17 protein-coding genes are annotated in these 19,417 nt (G+C 68.0%); 10 read left to right on the forward strand and 7 right to left on the reverse strand.

All coding sequences use genetic code 11. From position 1 onward, the window contains the following. The first annotated feature begins 3 nt into the window (after positions 1-3). From ABKW26_RS02275 to ABKW26_RS02290, 4 genes are read left to right on the forward strand one after another with little or no spacing between them, the layout of a single operon-like run. Positions 4-1,497: a glycosyltransferase gene (locus ABKW26_RS02275; RefSeq protein ID WP_348590796.1), complete on the forward strand. Its 1,494-nt coding sequence runs from the start codon at positions 4-6 to the stop codon at positions 1,495-1,497. Beyond that, complete coding sequence (locus ABKW26_RS02280) at positions 1,497-2,681, forward strand: glycosyltransferase family 1 protein (RefSeq protein WP_348590846.1); 1,185 nt, start codon at positions 1,497-1,499, stop codon at positions 2,679-2,681. The genes ABKW26_RS02275 and ABKW26_RS02280 overlap by 1 nt, the downstream gene beginning before the upstream one ends. Then, complete coding sequence (locus ABKW26_RS02285) at positions 2,678-3,895, forward strand: glycosyltransferase (RefSeq protein ID WP_348590797.1); 1,218 nt, start codon at positions 2,678-2,680, stop codon at positions 3,893-3,895. The genes ABKW26_RS02280 and ABKW26_RS02285 overlap by 4 nt, the downstream gene beginning before the upstream one ends. Positions 3,896-3,949: 54 nt before the next feature. Next, a complete protein-coding gene (locus tag ABKW26_RS02290; RefSeq protein WP_348590798.1) occupies positions 3,950-5,257 on the forward strand; it encodes a nucleotide sugar dehydrogenase in 1,308 nt (435 codons plus the stop codon). 24 nt (positions 5,258-5,281) lie between these two features. Here ABKW26_RS02290 and ABKW26_RS02295 read toward each other — a convergent pair whose 3' ends face one another. The 5 genes from ABKW26_RS02295 to ABKW26_RS02315 all read right to left on the reverse strand — a co-directional run bounded on the left by ABKW26_RS02295 (position 5,282) and on the right by ABKW26_RS02315 (position 11,183). Beyond that, positions 5,282-6,469, reverse strand: a complete 1,188-nt coding sequence (locus tag ABKW26_RS02295; protein WP_348590799.1) for an ABC transporter ATP-binding protein — start codon at positions 6,467-6,469, stop codon at positions 5,282-5,284. Between the two features lie 5 nt (positions 6,470-6,474). Continuing rightward, positions 6,475-7,383 carry an ABC transporter permease gene (locus ABKW26_RS02300; RefSeq protein WP_348590800.1) on the reverse strand — a complete coding sequence of 303 codons (909 nt, stop codon included), beginning with the start codon at positions 7,381-7,383 and terminating at the stop codon, positions 6,475-6,477. Positions 7,384-7,477: 94 nt separating this feature from the next. After that, entirely contained in the window at positions 7,478-8,629 is a 1,152-nt protein-coding gene (locus tag ABKW26_RS02305) for a glycosyltransferase family 1 protein (protein WP_348590801.1), read from the reverse strand. A 41-nt stretch (positions 8,630-8,670) separates the two neighbouring features. Next, positions 8,671-9,717, reverse strand: coding sequence for a glycosyltransferase family 2 protein (locus ABKW26_RS02310; protein WP_348590802.1), 1,047 nt, complete (start codon positions 9,715-9,717; stop codon positions 8,671-8,673). Further along, entirely contained in the window at positions 9,714-11,183 is a 1,470-nt protein-coding gene (locus ABKW26_RS02315) for a hypothetical protein (RefSeq protein WP_348590803.1), read from the reverse strand. Before ABKW26_RS02315 ends, ABKW26_RS02310 begins: the two co-directional genes overlap by 4 nt. A gap of 143 nt (positions 11,184-11,326) precedes the next feature. Between ABKW26_RS02315 and rfbA the strand changes: the two genes are divergently transcribed. Beyond that, entirely contained in the window at positions 11,327-12,205 is an 879-nt protein-coding gene (gene rfbA / locus ABKW26_RS02320; RefSeq protein WP_348590804.1) for a glucose-1-phosphate thymidylyltransferase RfbA, read from the forward strand. Between the two features lie 71 nt (positions 12,206-12,276). Here rfbA and rfbB read toward each other — a convergent pair whose 3' ends face one another. Further along, positions 12,277-13,272 carry a dTDP-glucose 4,6-dehydratase gene (gene rfbB, locus ABKW26_RS02325; protein ID WP_348590805.1) on the reverse strand — a complete coding sequence of 332 codons (996 nt, stop codon included), beginning with the start codon at positions 13,270-13,272 and terminating at the stop codon, positions 12,277-12,279. Positions 13,273-13,332: 60 nt separating this feature from the next. Beyond that, positions 13,333-14,184 carry a dTDP-4-dehydrorhamnose reductase gene (rfbD, locus tag ABKW26_RS02330; RefSeq protein ID WP_348590806.1) on the reverse strand — a complete coding sequence of 284 codons (852 nt, stop codon included), beginning with the start codon at positions 14,182-14,184 and terminating at the stop codon, positions 13,333-13,335. A 134-nt stretch (positions 14,185-14,318) separates the two neighbouring features. Here rfbD and rfbC point away from each other — a divergent pair, with 134 nt between their 5' ends. The 5 genes from rfbC (at position 14,319) to ABKW26_RS02355 (ending at position 19,372) form a co-directional block, all read left to right on the forward strand. Then, a complete protein-coding gene (gene rfbC, locus ABKW26_RS02335) occupies positions 14,319-14,924 on the forward strand; it encodes a dTDP-4-dehydrorhamnose 3,5-epimerase (RefSeq protein ID WP_348590807.1) in 606 nt (201 codons plus the stop codon). 67 nt (positions 14,925-14,991) lie between these two features. Next, complete coding sequence (locus tag ABKW26_RS02340) at positions 14,992-16,239, forward strand: glycosyltransferase family 1 protein (RefSeq protein WP_348590809.1); 1,248 nt, start codon at positions 14,992-14,994, stop codon at positions 16,237-16,239. Beyond that, a complete protein-coding gene (locus ABKW26_RS02345; RefSeq protein ID WP_348590810.1) occupies positions 16,232-17,158 on the forward strand; it encodes an NAD-dependent epimerase/dehydratase family protein in 927 nt (308 codons plus the stop codon). Before ABKW26_RS02340 ends, ABKW26_RS02345 begins: the two co-directional genes overlap by 8 nt. Beyond that, the gene (locus ABKW26_RS02350; protein ID WP_348590811.1) at positions 17,155-18,138 is read left to right on the forward strand and encodes a glycosyltransferase family A protein; all 984 of its coding nucleotides are present in this window, start codon (positions 17,155-17,157) and stop codon (positions 18,136-18,138) included. Before ABKW26_RS02345 ends, ABKW26_RS02350 begins: the two co-directional genes overlap by 4 nt. Next, on the forward strand, positions 18,128-19,372 hold the full coding sequence (locus ABKW26_RS02355; protein ID WP_348590812.1) for a polysaccharide pyruvyl transferase family protein: 1,245 nt from the start codon (positions 18,128-18,130) through the stop codon (positions 19,370-19,372). The genes ABKW26_RS02350 and ABKW26_RS02355 overlap by 11 nt, the downstream gene beginning before the upstream one ends. Positions 19,373-19,417: the final 45 nt, after the last annotated feature.

Raw genomic sequence — 19,417 nt, forward strand, 5'->3', positions numbered from 1 at the left:
AGCGTGGACGACAAGAGACGGGGACCGGTGCTGCGCGCGCGCAGACCGCGGGTCGCCGTGCTCGTCTACAACGACTGTCACTCGGACACCCGGGTGCTCAAGTCGGCCGCGACACTCGTCGAGGCGGGCGCCGACGTCCGGATCTTCGCCATCGCGCGGCCCGCGGCAGGCTACCCGGCGGGAGTGTGGCGGCTCGAGAGCGGCGTCGTGCTCGAGCGGCTGTCGACGTTCGAGCTCTTCCACCACCTGGCCCCGCTCGCACGGGCCTACCGGCGGTTCTCCGGCGGTCCTGCTCCGGTCGCGACCCGCGCGACCGAGGACGTGGGTCGCGGTCGCGGCGCGGCGGGACCCACGTCGGAGGTCACGACGGCATCTCAGTCTGCGCAGCCTGCTGTGGCCGCGGCACCGCCCGCCCCGAAGACGGCGCTGCCCGATCGCATCCTCCGCTCCCGAGCGGGACGGCTCGCGTTGCGTCCTCTGAGCGCGGTCGTCCTGTGGTCCTACTGGCGCAGCGCCGCCGACGCGGCGTCGCAGTGGCGCCCCGACGTCGTCCACGCGAACGACGCGAACACCCTCCACCCGGCGATGACCATCGCGAACGAGCTCCAGGTGCCGTTCGTGTACGACTCGCACGAGCTGTGGACCCGTCGGAACGTCGCAGGTCGACGACCTCTCGCGACACACGTCGAGCGATGGATCGAGCGTCGTGGGATCCGCCGCGCGGCGGCCGTGATCACCGTCTCGCCGAGCATCGCGAGCTACCTGCAGACGACCTACGGTCTCGGGCACAAGCCTGTGCTCGTCCGCAACATCCCCCCTGCCGCACAGCGCACCACAGACCGCCAGGAGGGCCGCCTCCGCGCCTTGGCGGGCCTCGGACCGGGATCCCGGGTACTGGCCTACGGCGGACGGATCACCACCAACAGGGGCCTCGAGGAGACGATCGACGCGCTCGTCGAGCTCCCTGACGACGTCCATCTCGTCGTGCTCGGCTACGGCGCAGCGGGGTATGTCGACAGTCTGCGGACGCGTGCCCGCGACGACGGTGTCGCGAGCCGGGTGCACTTCGTCGGAAAGGTGCCCTCGGACGAGGTGTCGCTCGCGCTCGCCGACGCCGACGCATCGATCGTCTTCGTCCGCCCTACGTGCCTGAGCTATCGGTGGTCGTTGCCGAACAAGCTCTTCGAGTCCATCCACGGTGGCCTGCCGATCGTCGCAGCAGACCTCCCGGACACCCGACAGATCGTCGAGCAGCACGGAGTCGGAGAAGTCTTCGAGTCCGAGGAGCCGCGCGTCATGGCCCGGACGATCCTGCGTGTCATCGCCGACCCGGAGCGCTACCGTGCCGCGACCGAGCTCACGTGGGAGGGCGAGAGCGTCCGCCTCCTCGACGTCTACCGGCGAGCGCTCGGGGACCGGTGGGACGACGCCCTGGTCGACCTCGAGCCGGTCGTCGACGTGCGGTCGCGCAGCGACGCAGACAGGCTCGCCGGGTGATGGGATCCCGCCCGAGCGTGGTCGTCCTCTCCTTCTCGCCGATCGCTCGTGACCCGCGCGTCCTGCGCCAGGTGCGGCTCCTCTCGACGGTCGCGGACGTCACGACGTGCGGGTACGGGCCTGCGCCGGACGGCGTCGTCCGACACGTCCGGGTCCCCGACGAGCTGGCCCCGTGGCGTCCGGGGCCCGTCGGGCGGTTCATCGGCCCGGCGCTCCTCGCGCTGCGCCTGCACCGACGGCTGTACCTCGGCTCGCCGCGGATCGCGTTCGTCCTCGACGCGCTCCCGCCCGGGTCGATGGACGTCGTCGTCGCGAACGACGCTCTCGCTGCTCCGCTCGCTCTCGCGCTCGAGCCACGAGCAGGGGTGCACAGCGACCTGCATGAGTACGCGCCGCGGCAAGGAGAAGACCGTCTCCTGTGGAGGCTCCTCGTCGGGCCGCTCATGACGTGGGCGTGCCGTACGGTCCGGAGCGTCGCCTCTGCCACGACCGTCGCGCCCGGGATCGCGGACGAGTACGAGCGTACGTTCGGCGTCCGTCCGCTCGTCGTACCCAACGCTGCGGCCTTCCGGCCTGACCTCGCTCCGACGCGGGTGGGCAGCCCTGTGCGGCTGGTCCACATCGGCATCGCCGGACGAGCCCGGCGGCTGGAGACGATGATCGACGCGGTCGCGCTCGCCGAGTCTCGTAGCCCTGGGTCCGTGACGCTCGACCTCGTGCTCGCCCCGGGCGACACCTCGTACATCGCCGAGCTCGGGGAGCGCGCGCAGACTGCCGGTGGGGTCGTCCGGGTGCTCCCCCCGGTGCCGTTCGAGGAGATCGTGCCTGTGCTCACGGGCTACGACGTCGGGGTGTTCGTCTGCCCGCCGACGACCTTCAACCTGCTGCACGCGTTGCCGAACAAGCTCTTCGAGTTCGTCCAGGCTCGGCTCGCCGTGGTCGTGGGGCCGTCTCCCGAGATGGCACGGATCGTCACCGAGCACGGGCTGGGTGTCGTGGCCGACGGGTTCACGGTCGAGGACACGGCCCGTGCGCTCGCGACGCTGCGACCGGAAGCGGTCACCGACTTCAAGGCTGCGAGCCATCGTGCAGCCGACGCGCTGAGCGCCGAGCGACTCTCGGCGCCGTGGCTGGATGCGGTGGAGAATCTGCTGGGACGTCGACGAGCGGGGGACAACGCGTGAGCACCACGAGCACAGCAGGCACTGCGCAGACACCAGGTGGCAAGAGCCGCCCACGGATCCTGTGCGTCTCGCTCTCCCCGATCCACTCCGACGCCAGGGTCCTGCGCCAGGTCAGCGTCCTGGCCCGCCGCGGGCACGTGACGACGATCGGCTTCGGACCGCGTCCCGAAGGCGCGGACGAGCATCTGCGCATCCCCGACGGTGCTGCGACCCTGCCCCAGACCCCACGGGGAGTCGTCCTCCTCGCGCTGCGCCGTCACGCCGCGGCCGAGCTGTCTGCACCCGCGGTCAGGTATGCGCTCGAGGTGCTCGCAGGTCGGACGTTCGACGTCGTGGTCGCGAACGACGCACGGGTCCTGGGGCTCGCTCACGCGGTCGCGGAGCGCTCGAGCGCCCCGGTCTGGGCCGACATGCACGAGTGGGCACCCGAGGAGCGCACGCACGTGCGGTCCTGGCGGCTCCTCGTAGCCCCGTTCATGACTCACCTGTGCCAGAGGTACCTCCCACGGAGCGCGGCCGTGACCACCGTGTGCGACTCGATCGCCGACCTCTACGGTCAACACTTCGGCGTCTCGGCCGAGGTCATGCGCAACTCGTCGCCGTACCTCGACCTGCGGCCCGGTCCGGTCGACGCGGGCACGGTCCGGCTCGTGCACAGCGGGGCCGCGATCCACGGGCGGAGCCTGGAGACGATGATCGACGTGACGCGCGAGCTCGGGGAGCGGTACACGCTCGATCTCTATCTCCTCCCTGGGGGTGACGGTGGCCGCTACCTCCAGGAGCTCAAGGACCGGGCAGAGGACTGCGACAGGGTGCGATTTCGTGACCCCGTCGCGCCGGGCGAGTTGCCTGCGAGGCTCAACGCGTACGACGTGGGAGTCTTCTGGATCCCACCGACCCACACCAATGCCCGCTTCACGCTCCCGAACAAGTTCTTCGACTACGTGCAGGCGCGCCTCGCGATCGCTGTCGGCCCGAGCGTCGAGATGGCGCGCCTCGTCGAGCGCCACCGCCTGGGTGTCGTGAGCGACGGCTTCGACGTCGCAGCATGCGTCGAGTCGCTCCGCACGCTCGATGCCGCTGCGATCCGGGGGGCCAAGGCCGCGGCCGACGTCGCGAGCGGCGAGCTGTCCTTCGAGACGGACGCGCTCGTGGGGGACCGGATCGTCGCACGGCTCCTCACAGGCGCCGGCCGACCGGCACCGCTGCCCTAGAGTGGGGGCTGCTCAGCTCGACCGTCCCACCAGACCTGACGAACAGAGGTTGTTGTGCGCATCGCCGTAGTGGCTCTCGGGAAGATCGGCCTCCCCCTCGCCGTCCAGTTCGCCGACCAGGGCCACGACGTGGTCGGGGTGGATGTCAACGAGACGGTGGTGAACCTCGTCAACTCCGGGACCGAGCCGTTCCCGGGCGAGGCTCTCCTCGGGGAGAAGCTCGCCGCGCTCGTCCCCGCAGGCAGGCTCCGTGCCACGACCGACTACGCAGACGCGATCCCGGGCGCCGACGCCGTCGTGCTCGTGGTCCCGCTGTTCGTCGACGAAGAGACGGCGGCGCCCGACTTCGGCTGGATGGACGCCGCGACGGCGTCGCTCGCCGAGCACCTCACGCCCGGCACGCTCGTCTCCTACGAGACGACGCTCCCGGTCGGCGTGACACGCGGCCGGTGGAAGCCGATGCTGGAGGCCGGTTCCGGGCTGACGGAGGGGACGGACTTCCACCTCGTCTTCTCGCCGGAGCGCGTCCTCACCGGTCGCGTCTTCGCGGACCTGCGCAAGTACCCCAAGCTCATCGGTGGGCTCAGCGACGAGGGCGCCCGCCGTGCTCGCGAGTTCTACGAGGCCGTCCTCGAGTTCGACGAGCGACCCGACCTGCCTCGCGCCAACGGTGTGTGGGACCTCGGCTCTGCGGAGGCTGCCGAGATGGCGAAGCTCGCTGAGACCACCTATCGGGACGTGAACATCGGGCTCGCCAACCAGTTCGGGGCGTTCGCGGAGAAGGTCGGCATCGACGTGTACGCGGTCATCGACGCCTGCAACTCCCAGCCGTACAGCCACATCCACCGACCGGGCATCGCCGTGGGTGGGCACTGTATCCCGGTCTACCCGCGCCTGTACCTCTCCGTCGACCCCGACGCGTCGATCGTGCGCGAGGCGCGCGCTGTGAACGCCGCCGTGCCCGAGCGGATCGTCGCTCAGGCGGAGTCGCTGCTCGGCTCCCTCGACGGGCTGCGCGTCGCGGTCCTCGGCGCCGCGTACCGCGGGGGAGTGAAGGAGACGGCGTTCTCCGGTGTGTTCACGACGGTCGAGGCGCTGCGCACGCGTGGTGCCACCGTGCTCGTCCACGACCCGATGTACACGGACGCAGAGCTGGAACGCCTCGGGTTCGCCGCGTACCACTATGGCGAGAGCGTCGACGTCGCCCTCGTTCAGGCCGACCACGCCGAGTACAGGACGGTCACTCCCGCCGAGGTGCCGGGCCTCCGGCTCCTCGTCGACGGGCGGCGTGTGACGGACCCTGCCGTCTGGGCCGGGGTACCACGGGTGGTCATCGGCGACGGGAGCGCCGCGCCGGTCTGATCGACCGTCGTGGGCCGAGAACTGTCAGGAGAGGTGGATCGTCGGTGAGATCCCGAGAACACCCGTGCCGACGTAGCGGCCCTGGACGACGAGGGTGGCGACCTGAGGAAGCCGGTCGATCGTGGCTCCAGCCGCGTCACCGATGCCGACGTTGATGAAGTAGCGACCCTCACCCAGGAGCACGTTCGGCAGCCGGAACTCGACGGTGCGTGCGGACGACAACGGACCGAGGTCGAGGTCCACGGTCTGGGTGTTGAACCGGAAGAGCGACTGCCCGAGGTGCGTCTCGATGGACACTGCAGCCATCCAGCCGGGGATCGGCTCACGGGGGTTCACGTGGATCCGCACGGTGATGTCGTCGCCTGTCTCGATCTCCTCGACCGCGCGCCCGTCGGAACCGAGGATCTCGACCTTCTCGATGCGGGCGAGCGGGTCGCCCGCGGGGTGCTCGGCGTCGACCGTCTCCTCCACCCGGTCCTCCTCGTACCCGGCGCGCAGCTCACGGAGCGCGAGCTTGGGCTCGCCGTCGTAGAGCATGTCCCCCTTGCGCAGGAGGACCGCCCGGTCGCAGAGCTCGCCGATCTGGTCCGCCGAGTGGCTGACGAGGAGGATGGTCCCGCCCTCGGACTGGAAGCTGCGGATCTTGTCCATGCACTTGCGCTGGAACGGTTCGTCACCGACGGCAAGCACCTCGTCGACGAGGAGGAGATCCGGGCTCACATGGATGGCGACCGAGAACGCAAGGCGCACGTACATGCCGGAGGAGTAGAACTTCACCTGGGTGTCGATGAAGCTCTCGATGCCGGAGAACGCGATGATCTCGTCCATCTGGCGGTCGGTCTCCGCACGAGACATCCCGAGGATGGATGCGTTGAGATAGATGTTCTCGCGGCCGGAGAGGTCCGGGTGGAACCCGGCACCGAGCTCGAGGAGGGCGGCGATGCGGCCACGGGTGGCGACCGTTCCTGTCGTCGGCTGGATGATGCCGCCGAGAACCTTGAGAAGGGTCGACTTGCCCGAACCGTTCGCTCCGACGAGCCCGACGGTGGTGCCGGCGGTGATCTCGAGGTCGATGTTCTTCAACGCCCAGAAGGAGTCGACGTGCTCGTTGCGTCGGCGGACGTTGAAGACCCGCTCCTTGAGCGACTTGTCCTGGTGGAGCGAGAACTGCTTGGAGACGTCCGTCGCGCGGATGATCGTGGGGGTGGGCATCAGTTCTAGAGCTCCTGAGCGAAGTTGCCCTCGAGCCGCGCGAAGATGCGCTGGCTGATCCAGAGGAGGGCGATCGAGACGGCGAGCGCGATGAGCATTCGCAGGGACATGTGGTCCGGGAAGGGCTGGTCCGCGCCGGCGACCCAGATGCCGCGCTGGAAGGCGAGGACGGCGAGGGTGACCGGGTTGGCCAGGTAGAGCTCGTTGAGCCAGCCGCTGCCGAAGAACTCGTACACGTAGCGGTAGCCGTAGACGATCGGCGAGGCCCAGAACAGCAGCATCATGACGATCTCCATGAGGTGCTGGACGTCTCGGAGGTACACGTTGAGCGCTGACATGAGCAGGGCGAGCGCCGTCGCGAAGACCACCACGAGCACGATCGCCAGAGGGACGTAGACGAGGTTCGTCCCTCGTGGGAGGTCGAGCACGAGGACCGTGCCGAGGAGGAGCACGCCGAACTGGATGGCGAAGTTCACCAGTGACGACCCGACCGTGGCGAGCGGGAAGATCTCGCGGGGGAGGTAGACCTTCTTCACCAGGCCGGAGTTGGCGACGATGGAACCTGTTCCTCCGCCGACGATCTCGTTGAACAGGGTCCAGATCGTCAGGCCCGAGAACACGAAGATCGCAAACTCCGGGATTCCTCGGGCCATCTGCAGGAACTGGCCGAGCACCAGGTAGTAGATCATCATCTGGGTGATCGGCTTGAACAGGCTCCAGATGAAGCCGAGCGAGCTGTCCTTGTAACGCGCCCGGAGCTCGCGGTTGATGAGCAGACCCAGCAGCTCGCGGTGACCGACGATGTCGCGGACCGACGCCATCGTGCCCCGGAAGAACCCGGGCTGGGCTCCCACAGGCTTGAGCTCCAGCTCGGCGAGAGCCTTCATACGGTTCACGGATGCGGTCTCCGACATGTGCACTTCCTTCTTACCGCTGGGCGGGACGACGCACAGCGGGACAGCGTGGGGGGAGCGAGGTCGATACTAGCGGGTCCGGTACTCGAGACCGTTATCGGCCGGGCGACGCGAGCGCTTCCTCGTAGGCGGCTCGAGTCGCCTCGGCGGTCCGCCGCCATGTGAAGTCGCGAGCGCGGTCGAGGCTCTGGGCTGCGAGTCGAGAACGGTCGGCGCCGACGGCCGTACGGATGCCGTCGGCGATCGCTGCCGGGTCTGAGGGGTCGACGAGCACGCCCGCGGACCCGGCGACCTCCGCCATCGAGGAGTTGGCTGATGTCACGACCGGGATCCCGTGGCCCATCGCCTCGAGGACGGGCAGACCGAAGCCCTCCCAGTGCGAGGGGAACACGAATGCGGCTGCCGCGGCGTACGCGAGGTGCAGGTCGGCGTCGTCGAGGAACCCGAGGGTGTGCACGCGGGGCCGGAGACGTTCCGCGACCGGGGCGGCCTCGGCGCCCCAGCCGGGCGGGCCGACGAGGACGAGGTCGAGGTCCCCGTCGCCGTCCGCGACCTGCGCGAACGCGGCGAGCAGACCGTCGAGGTTCTTGCGCGGCTCAAGGGTTCCGCACCACAGGACGAACCGGTCCGGCAGCCCGTGGCGCGCACGGAACGCGGCGACGTCGTGGGCCGTCGTGGGAATGGTGGTGAGACCGAGCGGGACGACCCGCACCCTGTCGGGGTCGAAGCCGTTCTCGTAGCAGTCCGCCGCCGTCGCCTCGGACGGGACGAGGATGACGTCCGCACGTTCTTTCGCTCTGGCCACCGCACGCGTGAAGTAGGAACGTCCACGCGGCGTGAAGTGCTCGGGGAACCTGAGGAAAGCCAGGTCGTGGATCGTCACGACGAGCGGCCGCTCGGTCGCCGGCAGCGCCCACGTCGTGGCGTGGACGACGTCGGTCGGTCCGGAGACGATGTCCTCGACGCGGGGACGTCCGAGGCGGTCCCAGGCGCGGACGAGCAGGTGCGACGGCAGACGGGAGTGATCGATCGGTAGCGGAGGGCGAAGGCCGAGGGGTGGGGGAGTCGGGTGGCGTGCGGCGACGCCGCGCAGCGTGACGTCCTCTGAACGCGCCAGCTCGGTGGCGAGCTCCACGATGTACCGGCCGGAGCCCCCCGGAGCCGGGCGCCAGCACTGCTCGACGACCATGGCGACGGACAGCGCTGCGGCATTGTCGCTGGGATGTGCCCCGTGGGGGAGCGACATGCGTGGATCCTCTCAGTGGTGCTGCAGGGGACGACCGGGACTCAGTCGTCTTCGAGCAGGGGGGTGATGCTCTCGATCGGCACGGTTGCGTGCCGGGCGAGGTCTCGCCGCCGTCGCACGTCGGTCGGGACACGACGGAGGGCCTGCGCGAGTGCTGTGGCTGTCGGGCCGCGCCGTGGTCCTCGAGCGAGCCGGACGAGCGTGCGGCCATAGGCGCGCAGGACCATCGTCCAGGGCCCGTGGACGAGCGCGACGACGAGCCGGTTCCGGGCGTTGTGGACGGCGAAGAAGGTGGAGTCGGCACCCGAGCTCGCGGAGTGCTGATGGTCGGTGACGGCTCCTGGTGCGTGGAGCACGTCCCAGCCGCGGTGTCGCAGTCGCCAGGAGAGGTCGGTGTCCTCGTAGTACATGAAGAGGCTCTCGTCGAAGCCACCGACCGAGACGAGCGCGGTGCGTCGAAGCGCTGCATTTCCGCCGTTGAACCCGAAGACCTGTGTGGTGGTCGAGCCTTCGGCGGGGACGAGGGGGTCGTTGTCGATCGGCTCGAGCCAGCCGACGTCCGCTCCGTTTCCCGAACGCGAGACGGTGTTGCCCCGGGAGTTGACGAGCCGTCGACCTTTCGCGCCTGCGGGGAGTCGGTGCCAGACGGTCGGTCCTCGCCCGCGGAACGTCCTGGTGCCGTCGCCGGGCCCCGGTGCGAAGGCCCCGGCGAGCAGGACGAGTCCCGTGACGGCGCCGACCTGGTCGTCGAGGTCCAGCGGTCGTGCCAGGGCATCGAGGAACCCCGGGAAGACGACGGCATCGTTGTTCACGAGCACGACGTAGTCCCCGGTCGACCGGGCGATCCCGACGTTGACACCGGCCCCGAACCCGCGGTTGTCGGGGAGCTGGACGAGTCGCACCCCCGGATACGTGCCGGTGACGTCCTGAGAGCCGTCGCGCGAACCGTTGTCGACGACGACGATCTCGACGTCTCGACCAGTCGTCTCTGCACAGCGGTGCGACTCGTCGACGACGCTCTTGAGGCACGTCGCGAGGAGCGGACCTCCGTTCCAGTTGACGACGACGACCGTGATGGACGGCGTCATCGCAGGGAGTAGTGGACCACAGCTTCGCCGTAGGTCGCGACGCCGATCGCGAGCAGCCCCCACGCGACCCATCGCCTGTCGGCGACGATCGCCGTGACCACGGCGAAGGCCGGAAGGAGGACGACGCCGTACCGCTGGGGCAGCGCGAAGGTCTGTCCGTTGACGAAGAAGAGCACGACGTACAGCAGCGGAGCGCCGAAGAGCAGCGCGAACAAGGTCGAACGTGCGAAGACCGACTGGATGAGAGTGAGATTGCGGACGAACAGCGACGCGGCGATGAGCCCACCGATCAGGAGCCAGCTGACATGGATCGGCATGATGCTCGGCAGCGCACCGGTGGTCGCAGCGGCATTGAGGCCGGGGAGCCACCCCTGGTCGGGACCGAGGATGATCCCTTCCATGAAGACCGTGGTCTGGGAGTAGGCGGTCCAGGGGTCCACGGTCAGCACAGCATCGATGATCGGTACCTCACCGATAGCCCACACCTCGCGGAGCTTGAGGTATCCGGCCTGGACGACGACGGCTATCACGCCCGCGCCGAGGCCGACACCGATCATCCGCTTGCTGTCGACGGACTCGTCACGCCACCTGACGACGGCGATGACGAGGAGGACGAGGGCGGCGAGACCGACCGCGAACAAGTTCTGCGCCTTGATCGCCACCGCGATGCCCGACAGGACGAGAAGCGGCCAGGCTCGCCACTCGCTCCGGACGTACTTGACTGCCGCCAGCGCGAGGAGGGCGCCGGCCAGGATGTTGAAAGCATCGGGCGTGACGTAGGTGTTCGTCCAGCGGACCATCGTCGAGCCGAGAAGCATGAACGCGACAGCGGCCGACGCCGTCCGCGATGCGCCGAGGTTGCGCGCCAGCGCGACTGTCGCTGCAAGTCCGAGTCCGAGCCAGATCGCGCCGGTGAGACGAGCGCCCGTCAGCAGGTCGGAGATGTCCAGGACGGGCATGATGAGCTTCGCCGTCCAGGCGGTGATGAAGAAGTATACAGGTGAGTGGATGTCGGCAGACGTCCTGCCCCCCTCGTAGGGGTACTCGGACTGCACGATGGGGCCCTCGCACGGAGAGCCCATCGGGCCGAAGAGCTCGATGCCGCGGCAGGAGATGAGCTCGAGCGAGTACTCGTCGATCAACGCACCCATCCGCGTGATCTCGCCGTGCGACGCCTTGTCCACCGCGTCGATGTACACCCATTCGTCCGCGCGTGACATGGCGGGGTGTGCGGGGATGTACTTCGCGGCAAGGACCCCGGCGAGGAGCACGAAGCCGAGAGACACGAGAGTCCACTGGATGACGGGGTGGAGTCCGAAGAGCCAGGTCTGGGCTGCGCGTGCGCGGGAGACCGCACCGGTCTTGGTGGTGCGGTCGGCCGTGCCGGAGGTGCCGCCGACGTCGGGGGCTGCGCCGTCCGCTGAGGAGTGGTCTTCGGCGCTCATCGTGCGGTGGGTGTCACTCATTCGATGTCCGCCCTCGGGCGTTCCTCTCCCTACGTCTGGTCCTGCTGATGCCCGGGTGATGTTATCAGTCTGACCTTGAGGAGATCTCGTCCCGCCCGCGGTGCGTTGGGTTGTCGTGACTTCTTGAGGCAGACTGTGCTTCCATGCGAGGGATAATTCTGGCCGGCGGTTCCGGCACGCGGTTGCACCCCATCACACTCGGAGTGAGCAAGCAGCTCGTGCCCGTCTACGACAAACCGATGATCTACTACCCGCTCTCGACGTTGCTGCTCGCGGGCATCCGCGACGTTCTCGTGATCACGACCCCTCACGACGCTGAGCAGTTCGAGCGACTCCTCGGAGACGGGTCGCAGTTCGGGATCAGCATCTCGTACACCGTGCAGGCGGAGCCCAACGGTCTGGCCCAGGCCTTCGTCCTCGGGGCGGACTTCGTCGGCTCTGAACCCTCCGCGCTCGTGCTGGGAGACAACATCTTCTACGGCCCGGGCCTCGGCAGCAGGCTCCAGCGGTTCGAGAACATCGTCGGCGGGGCCGTCTTCGCCTACCAGGTTGCTGACCCGCAGGCGTACGGCGTCGTCGAGTTCGACGAGAACTTCAAGGCGATCTCCCTCGAGGAGAAGCCTGCCAACCCACGCAGCAGCTTTGCGGTGCCTGGGCTGTACTTCTACGACAACGACGTCGTCGAGATCGCCAAGAATCTCAAGCCGTCGGCTCGTGGCGAGTACGAGATCACCGACGTGAACAGGGCGTACCTGGAGGCGGGCACGCTCCAGGTCGAGGTTCTCCCGCGCGGGACCGCCTGGCTCGACACAGGAACGTTCGACTCGCTGACCGACGCCTCGAACTTCGTGCGTACCGTCGAGAGCAGGCAGGGGCTGAAGATCGGCTCCCCGGAGGAGATCGCCTGGCGTCGTGGGTTCCTCTCCGACGACGAGCTCCGTGAGCGGGCTGAGAAGCTCGTGAAGTCGGGGTACGGAACGTACCTGCTGGGTCTCCTCGAGAGTGCTGACACCGGTCACTGATCACCAGCCTCGTCGAACCAGCGCTCGTCCAGACGACGACACGTGCCGCTCGGCACGTGTCGTCGTCCGTCTCAGTGACCGGCTGCCGCGTACTTGGCTTCCGTCGCAGCCTTGGCCGGTCGCCACCACGACTCGTTCGCGCGGTACCACTCGACCGTCGCGCGCAGGCCCTCGTCGAAGTCCGTGTATCGCGGGCGCCAGCCCAGCTCGTCGCGGAGCTTGGACGAGTCGATGGCGTAGCGCATGTCGTGTCCGGGACGGTCCTTCACGTGGTCGAAGTCGTCCGCGTCGAGCCCGAAGGCCTCGAGGAGCGCATGGACGACCTCGAGGTTGTTCTTCTCGCCGTCGGCCCCGATGAGGTACGTCTCACCAGCGCGACCCTTGTCGATGATCGTCCAGACGGCTGCGTTGTGGTCCTCGACGTGAATCCAGTCGCGGACGTTCTCACCCTTGCCGTAGAGGCGAGGCTTGACGCCGTCGATGAGGTTGGTGATCTGTCGCGGGATGAACTTCTCGATGTGCTGGTACGGCCCATAGTTGTTCGAGCAGTTCGAGATCGTCGCCTGGATCCCGAACGAGCGAGCCCACGCGCGCACGAGCAGGTCGCTGCCGGCCTTGGTGGACGAGTACGGGCTCGACGGGTTGTACGGGGTCTCGGCCGTGAACTTCGCGGGGTCGTCCAGCTCGAGGTCACCGTAGACCTCGTCGGTCGAGATGTGGTGGTACCGGGCGCCGTGCTTGCGCACCGCCTCGAGGATCGAGAAGGTGCCGATGAGGTTCGTCTGGACGAAGGGCCACGGGTCGTGCAGCGAGTTGTCGTTGTGCGACTCGGCAGCGAAGTGGACCACGAGGTCGCTCTCCCCGACGAGACGGTCGACCAGGTCGCGGTCGGTGATGTCGCCCTCGACGAGGCGGACGGAGTCCGCGACCGGATCGAGAGATGTCTTGTCTCCCGCATAGGTGAGGGCGTCGATCACGGTGACCTCGACGTCGGGGCGTTCGCGGACAGTCTGGTGGACGAAGTTGGAGCCGATGAACCCGGCTCCGCCGGTGACGAGCAGACGCATGAGATCTCCTGGTGCGTGAGGGGGGCTGACTGACAGCCTAGCGAACTGGACCAGACCGGTTCAGGATCGGGCGAGCACCTGGGGGGCTGCTGCCGCCCAGCGTTCCCGCCAGTCCCCGATGGGCTCGACGCCGACGGCGCGGAGGGCGTCGTGACCGAGGACGGAGTACGGCGGACGGCGTGCAGGGCGGGCGAGTGCGTCGCTCGTGGTCCGCTCGACCATCCTCGGATCACGTCCGGCAGCGCTCACGACGGCCTGTGCGAAGTCGAACCACGAGCCCGAGCCACGGGACGTCCCGTGGTACGTACCCGCCACCGCGTCGGCGACGACGAGACGAACGGCGAGGTCGGCGAGGTCGCGGGTCCAGGTGGGTTGTCCGACCTGGTCGTCGACGACCTGGAGCGTGTCACGTGTGCTCGCGGCGTTGGCGATCGACTTGGGGAAACAGGGGCCCGAAGCCCCGTAGAGCCACGCGGTGCGGATGATGAGGTGGTCGGGTTGCTGCGACCGGATCGCCCACTCGCCCGCAGCCTTCGTCCGCCCGTAGGCGGAGCGAGGTCTGATCGGTGCGTCCTCCTCGTACGGTGAGCGTCCGTCCCCGTCGAACACGTAGTCGGTCGAGAAGTGGACCAGACGCTGTCCGCGCGCCGCCGTCGCCCGTGCCAAGGTCGACGGTCCGACAGCATTGACCAGGAAGGCGTCGCTCTCGTGATCCTCGGCTGCGTCGACGGCCGTGTGGGCGGCGCAGTTGACCACGACGTCGGCACCCTCGATCGCTGCCTCGACGGCACCCGGGTCGGTGATGTCGAGCTCGCTGCGACCCAGCGCCACGACGTCATCACCGCGCTCGCGCAAGAGCGTGGTGAGATCCGTGCCGAGCATGCCCGTGGCACCCGTGACTGTCCATCGCATGATGTTCCCCAGATCCGTCGTCAGCTCATCGTCGTCAGTGCGTACATGCCATGATGTGCACGTTCTGGTGACGCTCGTCGCCCGATATCCTGCCTTCATCGGGCTGTGAAGACGAATCTGGGAGCTGAGTGGGTATGCAGTATCGAGAGCTGAAGGTGCCAGGCGCGTGGGAGATCACCACGACGTCGTTCGCTGACGACCGCGGCGTGTTCCTCGAGTACTTCAAGGGCTCCGCGTTCCGCGAGGCCGTCGGGCACGACCTCGAGCTCGCCCAGGCCAACTGGTCCGTCTCGCAGGCGGGGGTCGTGCGTGGCCTGCACTTCGCCGACGTCCCCCCGGGACAGGCGAAGTACGTCACGTGCCCCTCGGGGGCCGTCCTCGACGTCGTCGTCGACATCCGCGTCGGCTCGCCCACGTTCGGTGTCTGGGACTCGGTGCTTCTCGACGACGTCGACCGGCGTGCCATCTACATCGGCGAGGGACTCGGCCACGCGTTCATCTCCCTCGAGGACAGCTCAACCGTGATGTACCTGTGCTCGACCGGGTACTCGCCCGGGCGCGAGCACGGTATCGACCCGATGGACCCCATGATCGGCATCGAGTGGCCGACTCTCGGACGGGACGGTCGCACGCTGACGCCGATCCTGTCCGCGAAGGACGCGGACGCTCCGACACTGGAGGCTGCTGCGGCCTCCGGCCTCCTCCCCGTGTGGCAGCCACCGGTCGCAGACCCGAGATAGTGTTGCGCACTGGGGCAGGACGGTTCGATCCGCCCTGAGGGCGCGTGTTCGACGTCGAGAGGAACTCATGATCAATCCGGTCAGCCGTGTCGTGCGGTACATACGCAGGGAAGGCTTCCGGGCGTTCACGGTCACCGCTCTCCAGCGATCGGCCAGCCGTCTGGCGACGGCAGTCCCGGCTGAGCGCCACAAGATCAGGATGCTCGTGCGCTACGACGACGCGCTGCGGGTCGACTGGTCTCGTCCGGCGCCGTGGCAGGAGAACCCTCGCGCCCAGGGGACCGGGCCGATCTCGACCGCCTGGATCATGCACCCGCCGGGTGAGTCCAGCGGCGGGCACCAGAACATCTTCCGCTTCATCAAGTACCTCGAGGACGCCGGGCACGAGGCGACGGTGTATCTGTACCACTCGCACGAGCACGGCATCGACGCGAAGTATCTCCAGGCGCTCGTTCGCGACAGTGCCTCGTACCCGACCGTGCGCGCGAAGTTCTCCGAGTACGACCCTGCCAAGGGTGTGGATCCTCGTCACGACGCGATCTTCGCGACCGGCTGGGAGACCGCCTACCCGGTGTATCTCGACCCGTCCGACGCGCGCCGGTTCTACTTCGTCCAAGACTACGAGCCTGCGTTCTACCCGGTGGGTTCGGAGCACGTGTTCGCCGAGAACACCTACCGGTTCGGGTTCCACGGGATCACTGCCGGTCCGTGGCTCGCCGGTCGTCTCCACGACGAGTACGGGATGGCGGCGGACTATTTCGCCTTCGGTGCGGACGTCCGTCACTACTCCTACGTGAACACCGAGCGTCGGAAGGACGTCTTCTTCTACGCCCGACCGGTCACGACCCGCCGTGGGTTCGAGATCGGCGTGATGGCGCTCGAGCTCATCGCGCGCGAACGGCCCGACCTCACCCTGCACCTTGCTGGATGGGACGTCTCCTCGTACGACCTCCCCTTCTCGTACGTCAACCACGAGGTCATGAAGGTCACCGAGCTCAACGAGCTCTACAACCGGTGTGGGGCAGCGCTCGTCCTGTCCCTGACGAACCTCTCGTTGCTGCCGCTCGAGCTGCTGGCCGCTGGGGTCATCCCCGTGGTCAACGACGCACCGAACAACACCCTCGTCTCGAACAACCCGTTCATCGAGTACAGCGAACCGACGCCGCACGCACTGGCTCGCAGGGTGCTGGACGTCCTCGACCGCGAAGACCAGGCGGAGCACGCTCGCGCTGCCTCGGCGAGCACAGCATCAGCGAACTGGGACGTCTCCGGACAGCAGTTCGTCTCGATCGTCGAGAGGGAGCTCCGTGGCTGACGTCCTCGTCGTCGGCGGAAACGGATTCATCGGCTCGTACGTGGTCGACGCACTGTCTGCTCGTGGCCACCAGGTCGCGGCGTTCGACCGCTTCGGGAACTCACCGGCGCGATACGTCGCCGCAGGCGTCGAGCAGATCCCCGGCGACTTCATGAACGTCGCGGACATCCGTGCCGCGGTCGCGGGACGCGACGTGGTGCTGCACTTCCTCTCGACGACGGACCCTGCGTCCGCCGAGAACGACCCGACTCTCGATGTCCGGACGAACATCACCTCGAGCATCGAGATGTTCCAGCTCTGCGCGGAGGCCGGTGTCGAGAAGGTGTACTTCGCATCGACCGGCGGCGCGATCTACGGAGACCAGGACCGGCGGACGTTCCGAGAGAGCGACCCGACGTATCCGGTGTCGCCGTACGCGATCGGCAAGCTCGCGATCGAGAACTACCTGCGGTACTTCAACAGGAAGCACGGTCTCGGCTACACGGTCTTCCGGATCTCGAATCCCTACGGCCCGCGGCAGAACCCGGCGAAGCGCCAAGGCGTCATCCCGATCTTCTTGCGGCAGATCGCGAGAGACGAACCGTTGACGATCTTCGGTGACGGGTCGATGGTGCGGGACTACGTCTATGTCGAGGACCTCGCTGCGATGGTCGCGACCGCTGTCACCGAAGGTGCGCGTCAAGACCTCTACAACCTGGGGTCCGGCGTCGGGCACTCGGTGACGGAGATCGTCCGAGGCATCGAGGTCGCGACAGGTCGCCGGGCAGACGTCTCCTACCGCGAGAAGCCCGCGACGTTCGTCGACCACGTCACTCTCGACACCACCCGTTTCTGTGAGGACTTCGGTGCCCCGCACCTCACGGAGCTGACACAGGGAATCACACGCACATGGACGGACATGCTCGGGAGCCCATCGTGACCGGTCAGGCGGCCGACGACCGGGAGGAGACGCCCCTGGCAACCGTCGTGATCCTCAGCTACAACGGTGAGCGATACCTCGCCGACATCCTCGGGGCGCTCTCGGTCCAGGAGATCGACGGTGACTTCGAGGTCTTGGTCATCGACTCGGGATCGACCGACTCGACGCTGGACATCGTCGCCCGGTACCCGGACGTCCGGCTGCACACGATCCCGAACACCGAGTTCGGTCACGGCAAGACGCGCAACCTCGCGGCCCAGCTCGCGACGGGCAGGTACGTCGTCTACCTCACCCACGACGCGGTCCCGTCGCACGCCCGCTGGCTCTACGAGATCCTCAAGCCGTTCGAGATGAACGACAAGATCGCCGCGGTGATGGGATCCCAGATCCCGCGACCCTGGTGCTTCCCGCTGCTCAAGTACGAGATCCAGGCAGTGTTCCGCGGGTTCGGTCCGGGCTTCGGCACGACCCTCTTCTACGAAGACACGTTCGTCCAGGACGAGGGCGTCCGCAATGCCGTGACGTTCTACTCGGACGTGAACTCGGCCGCCCGACGTGACGTCCTCGTCGGAGCGGTCCCCTATCGGGACGTGTCCTACGCCGAGGACCAGCTCCTGGGCCGCGATCTCATCGCCGCAGGCCTGTTCAAGGCCTACGCTGCGCGCGCGTCGGTCGTCCACTCGAACGACATGACGCTGCGCGAGTACGACGACCGGATGTTCGAGGAGACGCAGGGACTGCGAGAGGTCGGCATCGAGGTCGCCGTCCCGTCGTACGTGGTCGTCGCCAAGATGGTTGCCCGCGGTGTGGTGAAGGACCTGGTCGGGATCGTCCGGGACCCGGAGTACGGACGTAGGAGAAAGATCTACTACTCTCTGACGAACTGGCTCTATCACCTCCAGAAGTGGCGCGGGGTCAGGCGCGGGGCGATCACGCCCCTGCCCCCACTCACCTCTCAGAAAGCCCCCCATGTCATCTGAATCACCCAGCCCTCGGGTCGGCTTGCTCTATGACTCGGTCAGTGAGAACACCGGCGACATCGCGATCGGACTCGCGGGGATCCAGGAGCTGGAGCGGCAGGGCATCGACGACGTCGTGGTGCTCAGCCCGTTCGACGTCCGGCCCGAGTCGGTCGACCTCACCATCGTCGGCGGTGGCGAGCTGATCCGGCCGAGAGGCGACGCGTTCTACGACGCCTTCCGACCAGTGGCCGGTGACGTCCTCAACGCAGCAGGCGTCTGGCAGACCGCGGACGACCTCGGCTACCTGGCGCAGTACGAGGTGGTCTCTGCCCGGAACTCGACAGAGGCGGCGGTACTGGCCGGTTCCGTCGACGACGTCGGCGTCCTGCCGTGCACCACGACGACCCTGGAGTCGCCCCGCTTCGAGATCCCCGGGGCAGAGCCGGGGGACCGCCTCATCGGCATCCACGTCGTCCCGCACACGCTCGTCGTGTGCCCTGACATCGTCGAGCAGATCAACGCGCTCGAGGGCCGCAAGGTCTTCATCCCCTTCACCCACTACAACCACGACGCAAGCTTCATGAGTGCGCTCCCCTTCGACCGCACGGACGCGATCATCCTGCCCCGGCTCAAGCCGCTCGAGCTGCACTCGGTCCTGGGTCAGATGGACTTCGTCGTGGTCTCGTCGCTGCACGCCTCGCTCTTCGCGTACTCCCAGAACGTTCCCTTCGCGACCGTCCACCAGGAGAAGGTCCTCAACTACTTCAAGGACCGTGGGCTCGAACGTTTCGTCTTCGACGGACCGGAGAGCCTCCGGGCGGCGATGACGGAGATCGAGCTGGGCGGTCTCGACTTCAGCGAGCAGGTCGCCGAGGAGAAGCGCGTGGTCAACGAGGCGTACGCGCGGTTCGCGGCACTGGCCCGGACACGCGCGGCGACCCGGCAGGGGGAGCTGCCGGCGGTCGAGGTCGACCCTTCCCTCGCCCAGCGGGACGCGCTCCTCATCGAGCAGCTGTCCCATGTCGTCGTGGGGCGGGACCGGGTCATCGCTCATGACCAGGTCCGCCTCATGGAGGCGGAGCATCATGCACAGCGCTGGCACGACGAGGCGGACCGGCTCGCGGCAGAGATCGAGCTTCTCTCTGCGCGGGTGCTCGAGCCGCCCGCATCGACGCCGACACCGCCTGCTGGCTTCAAGGAACGTGTCCAGCGCGTGGGAGAGCGGGCCGCAGCACACTTCCACCGCAGCTGACGGCCCTTCCTGCCGCCACCGGTGCCGTGGTCGTGCGGTCGCGTG

The sequence above is a fragment of the Sanguibacter sp. 25GB23B1 genome, assembly GCF_040012415.1.
Classification (GTDB): Bacteria; Actinomycetota; Actinomycetes; order Actinomycetales; family Cellulomonadaceae; genus Sanguibacter.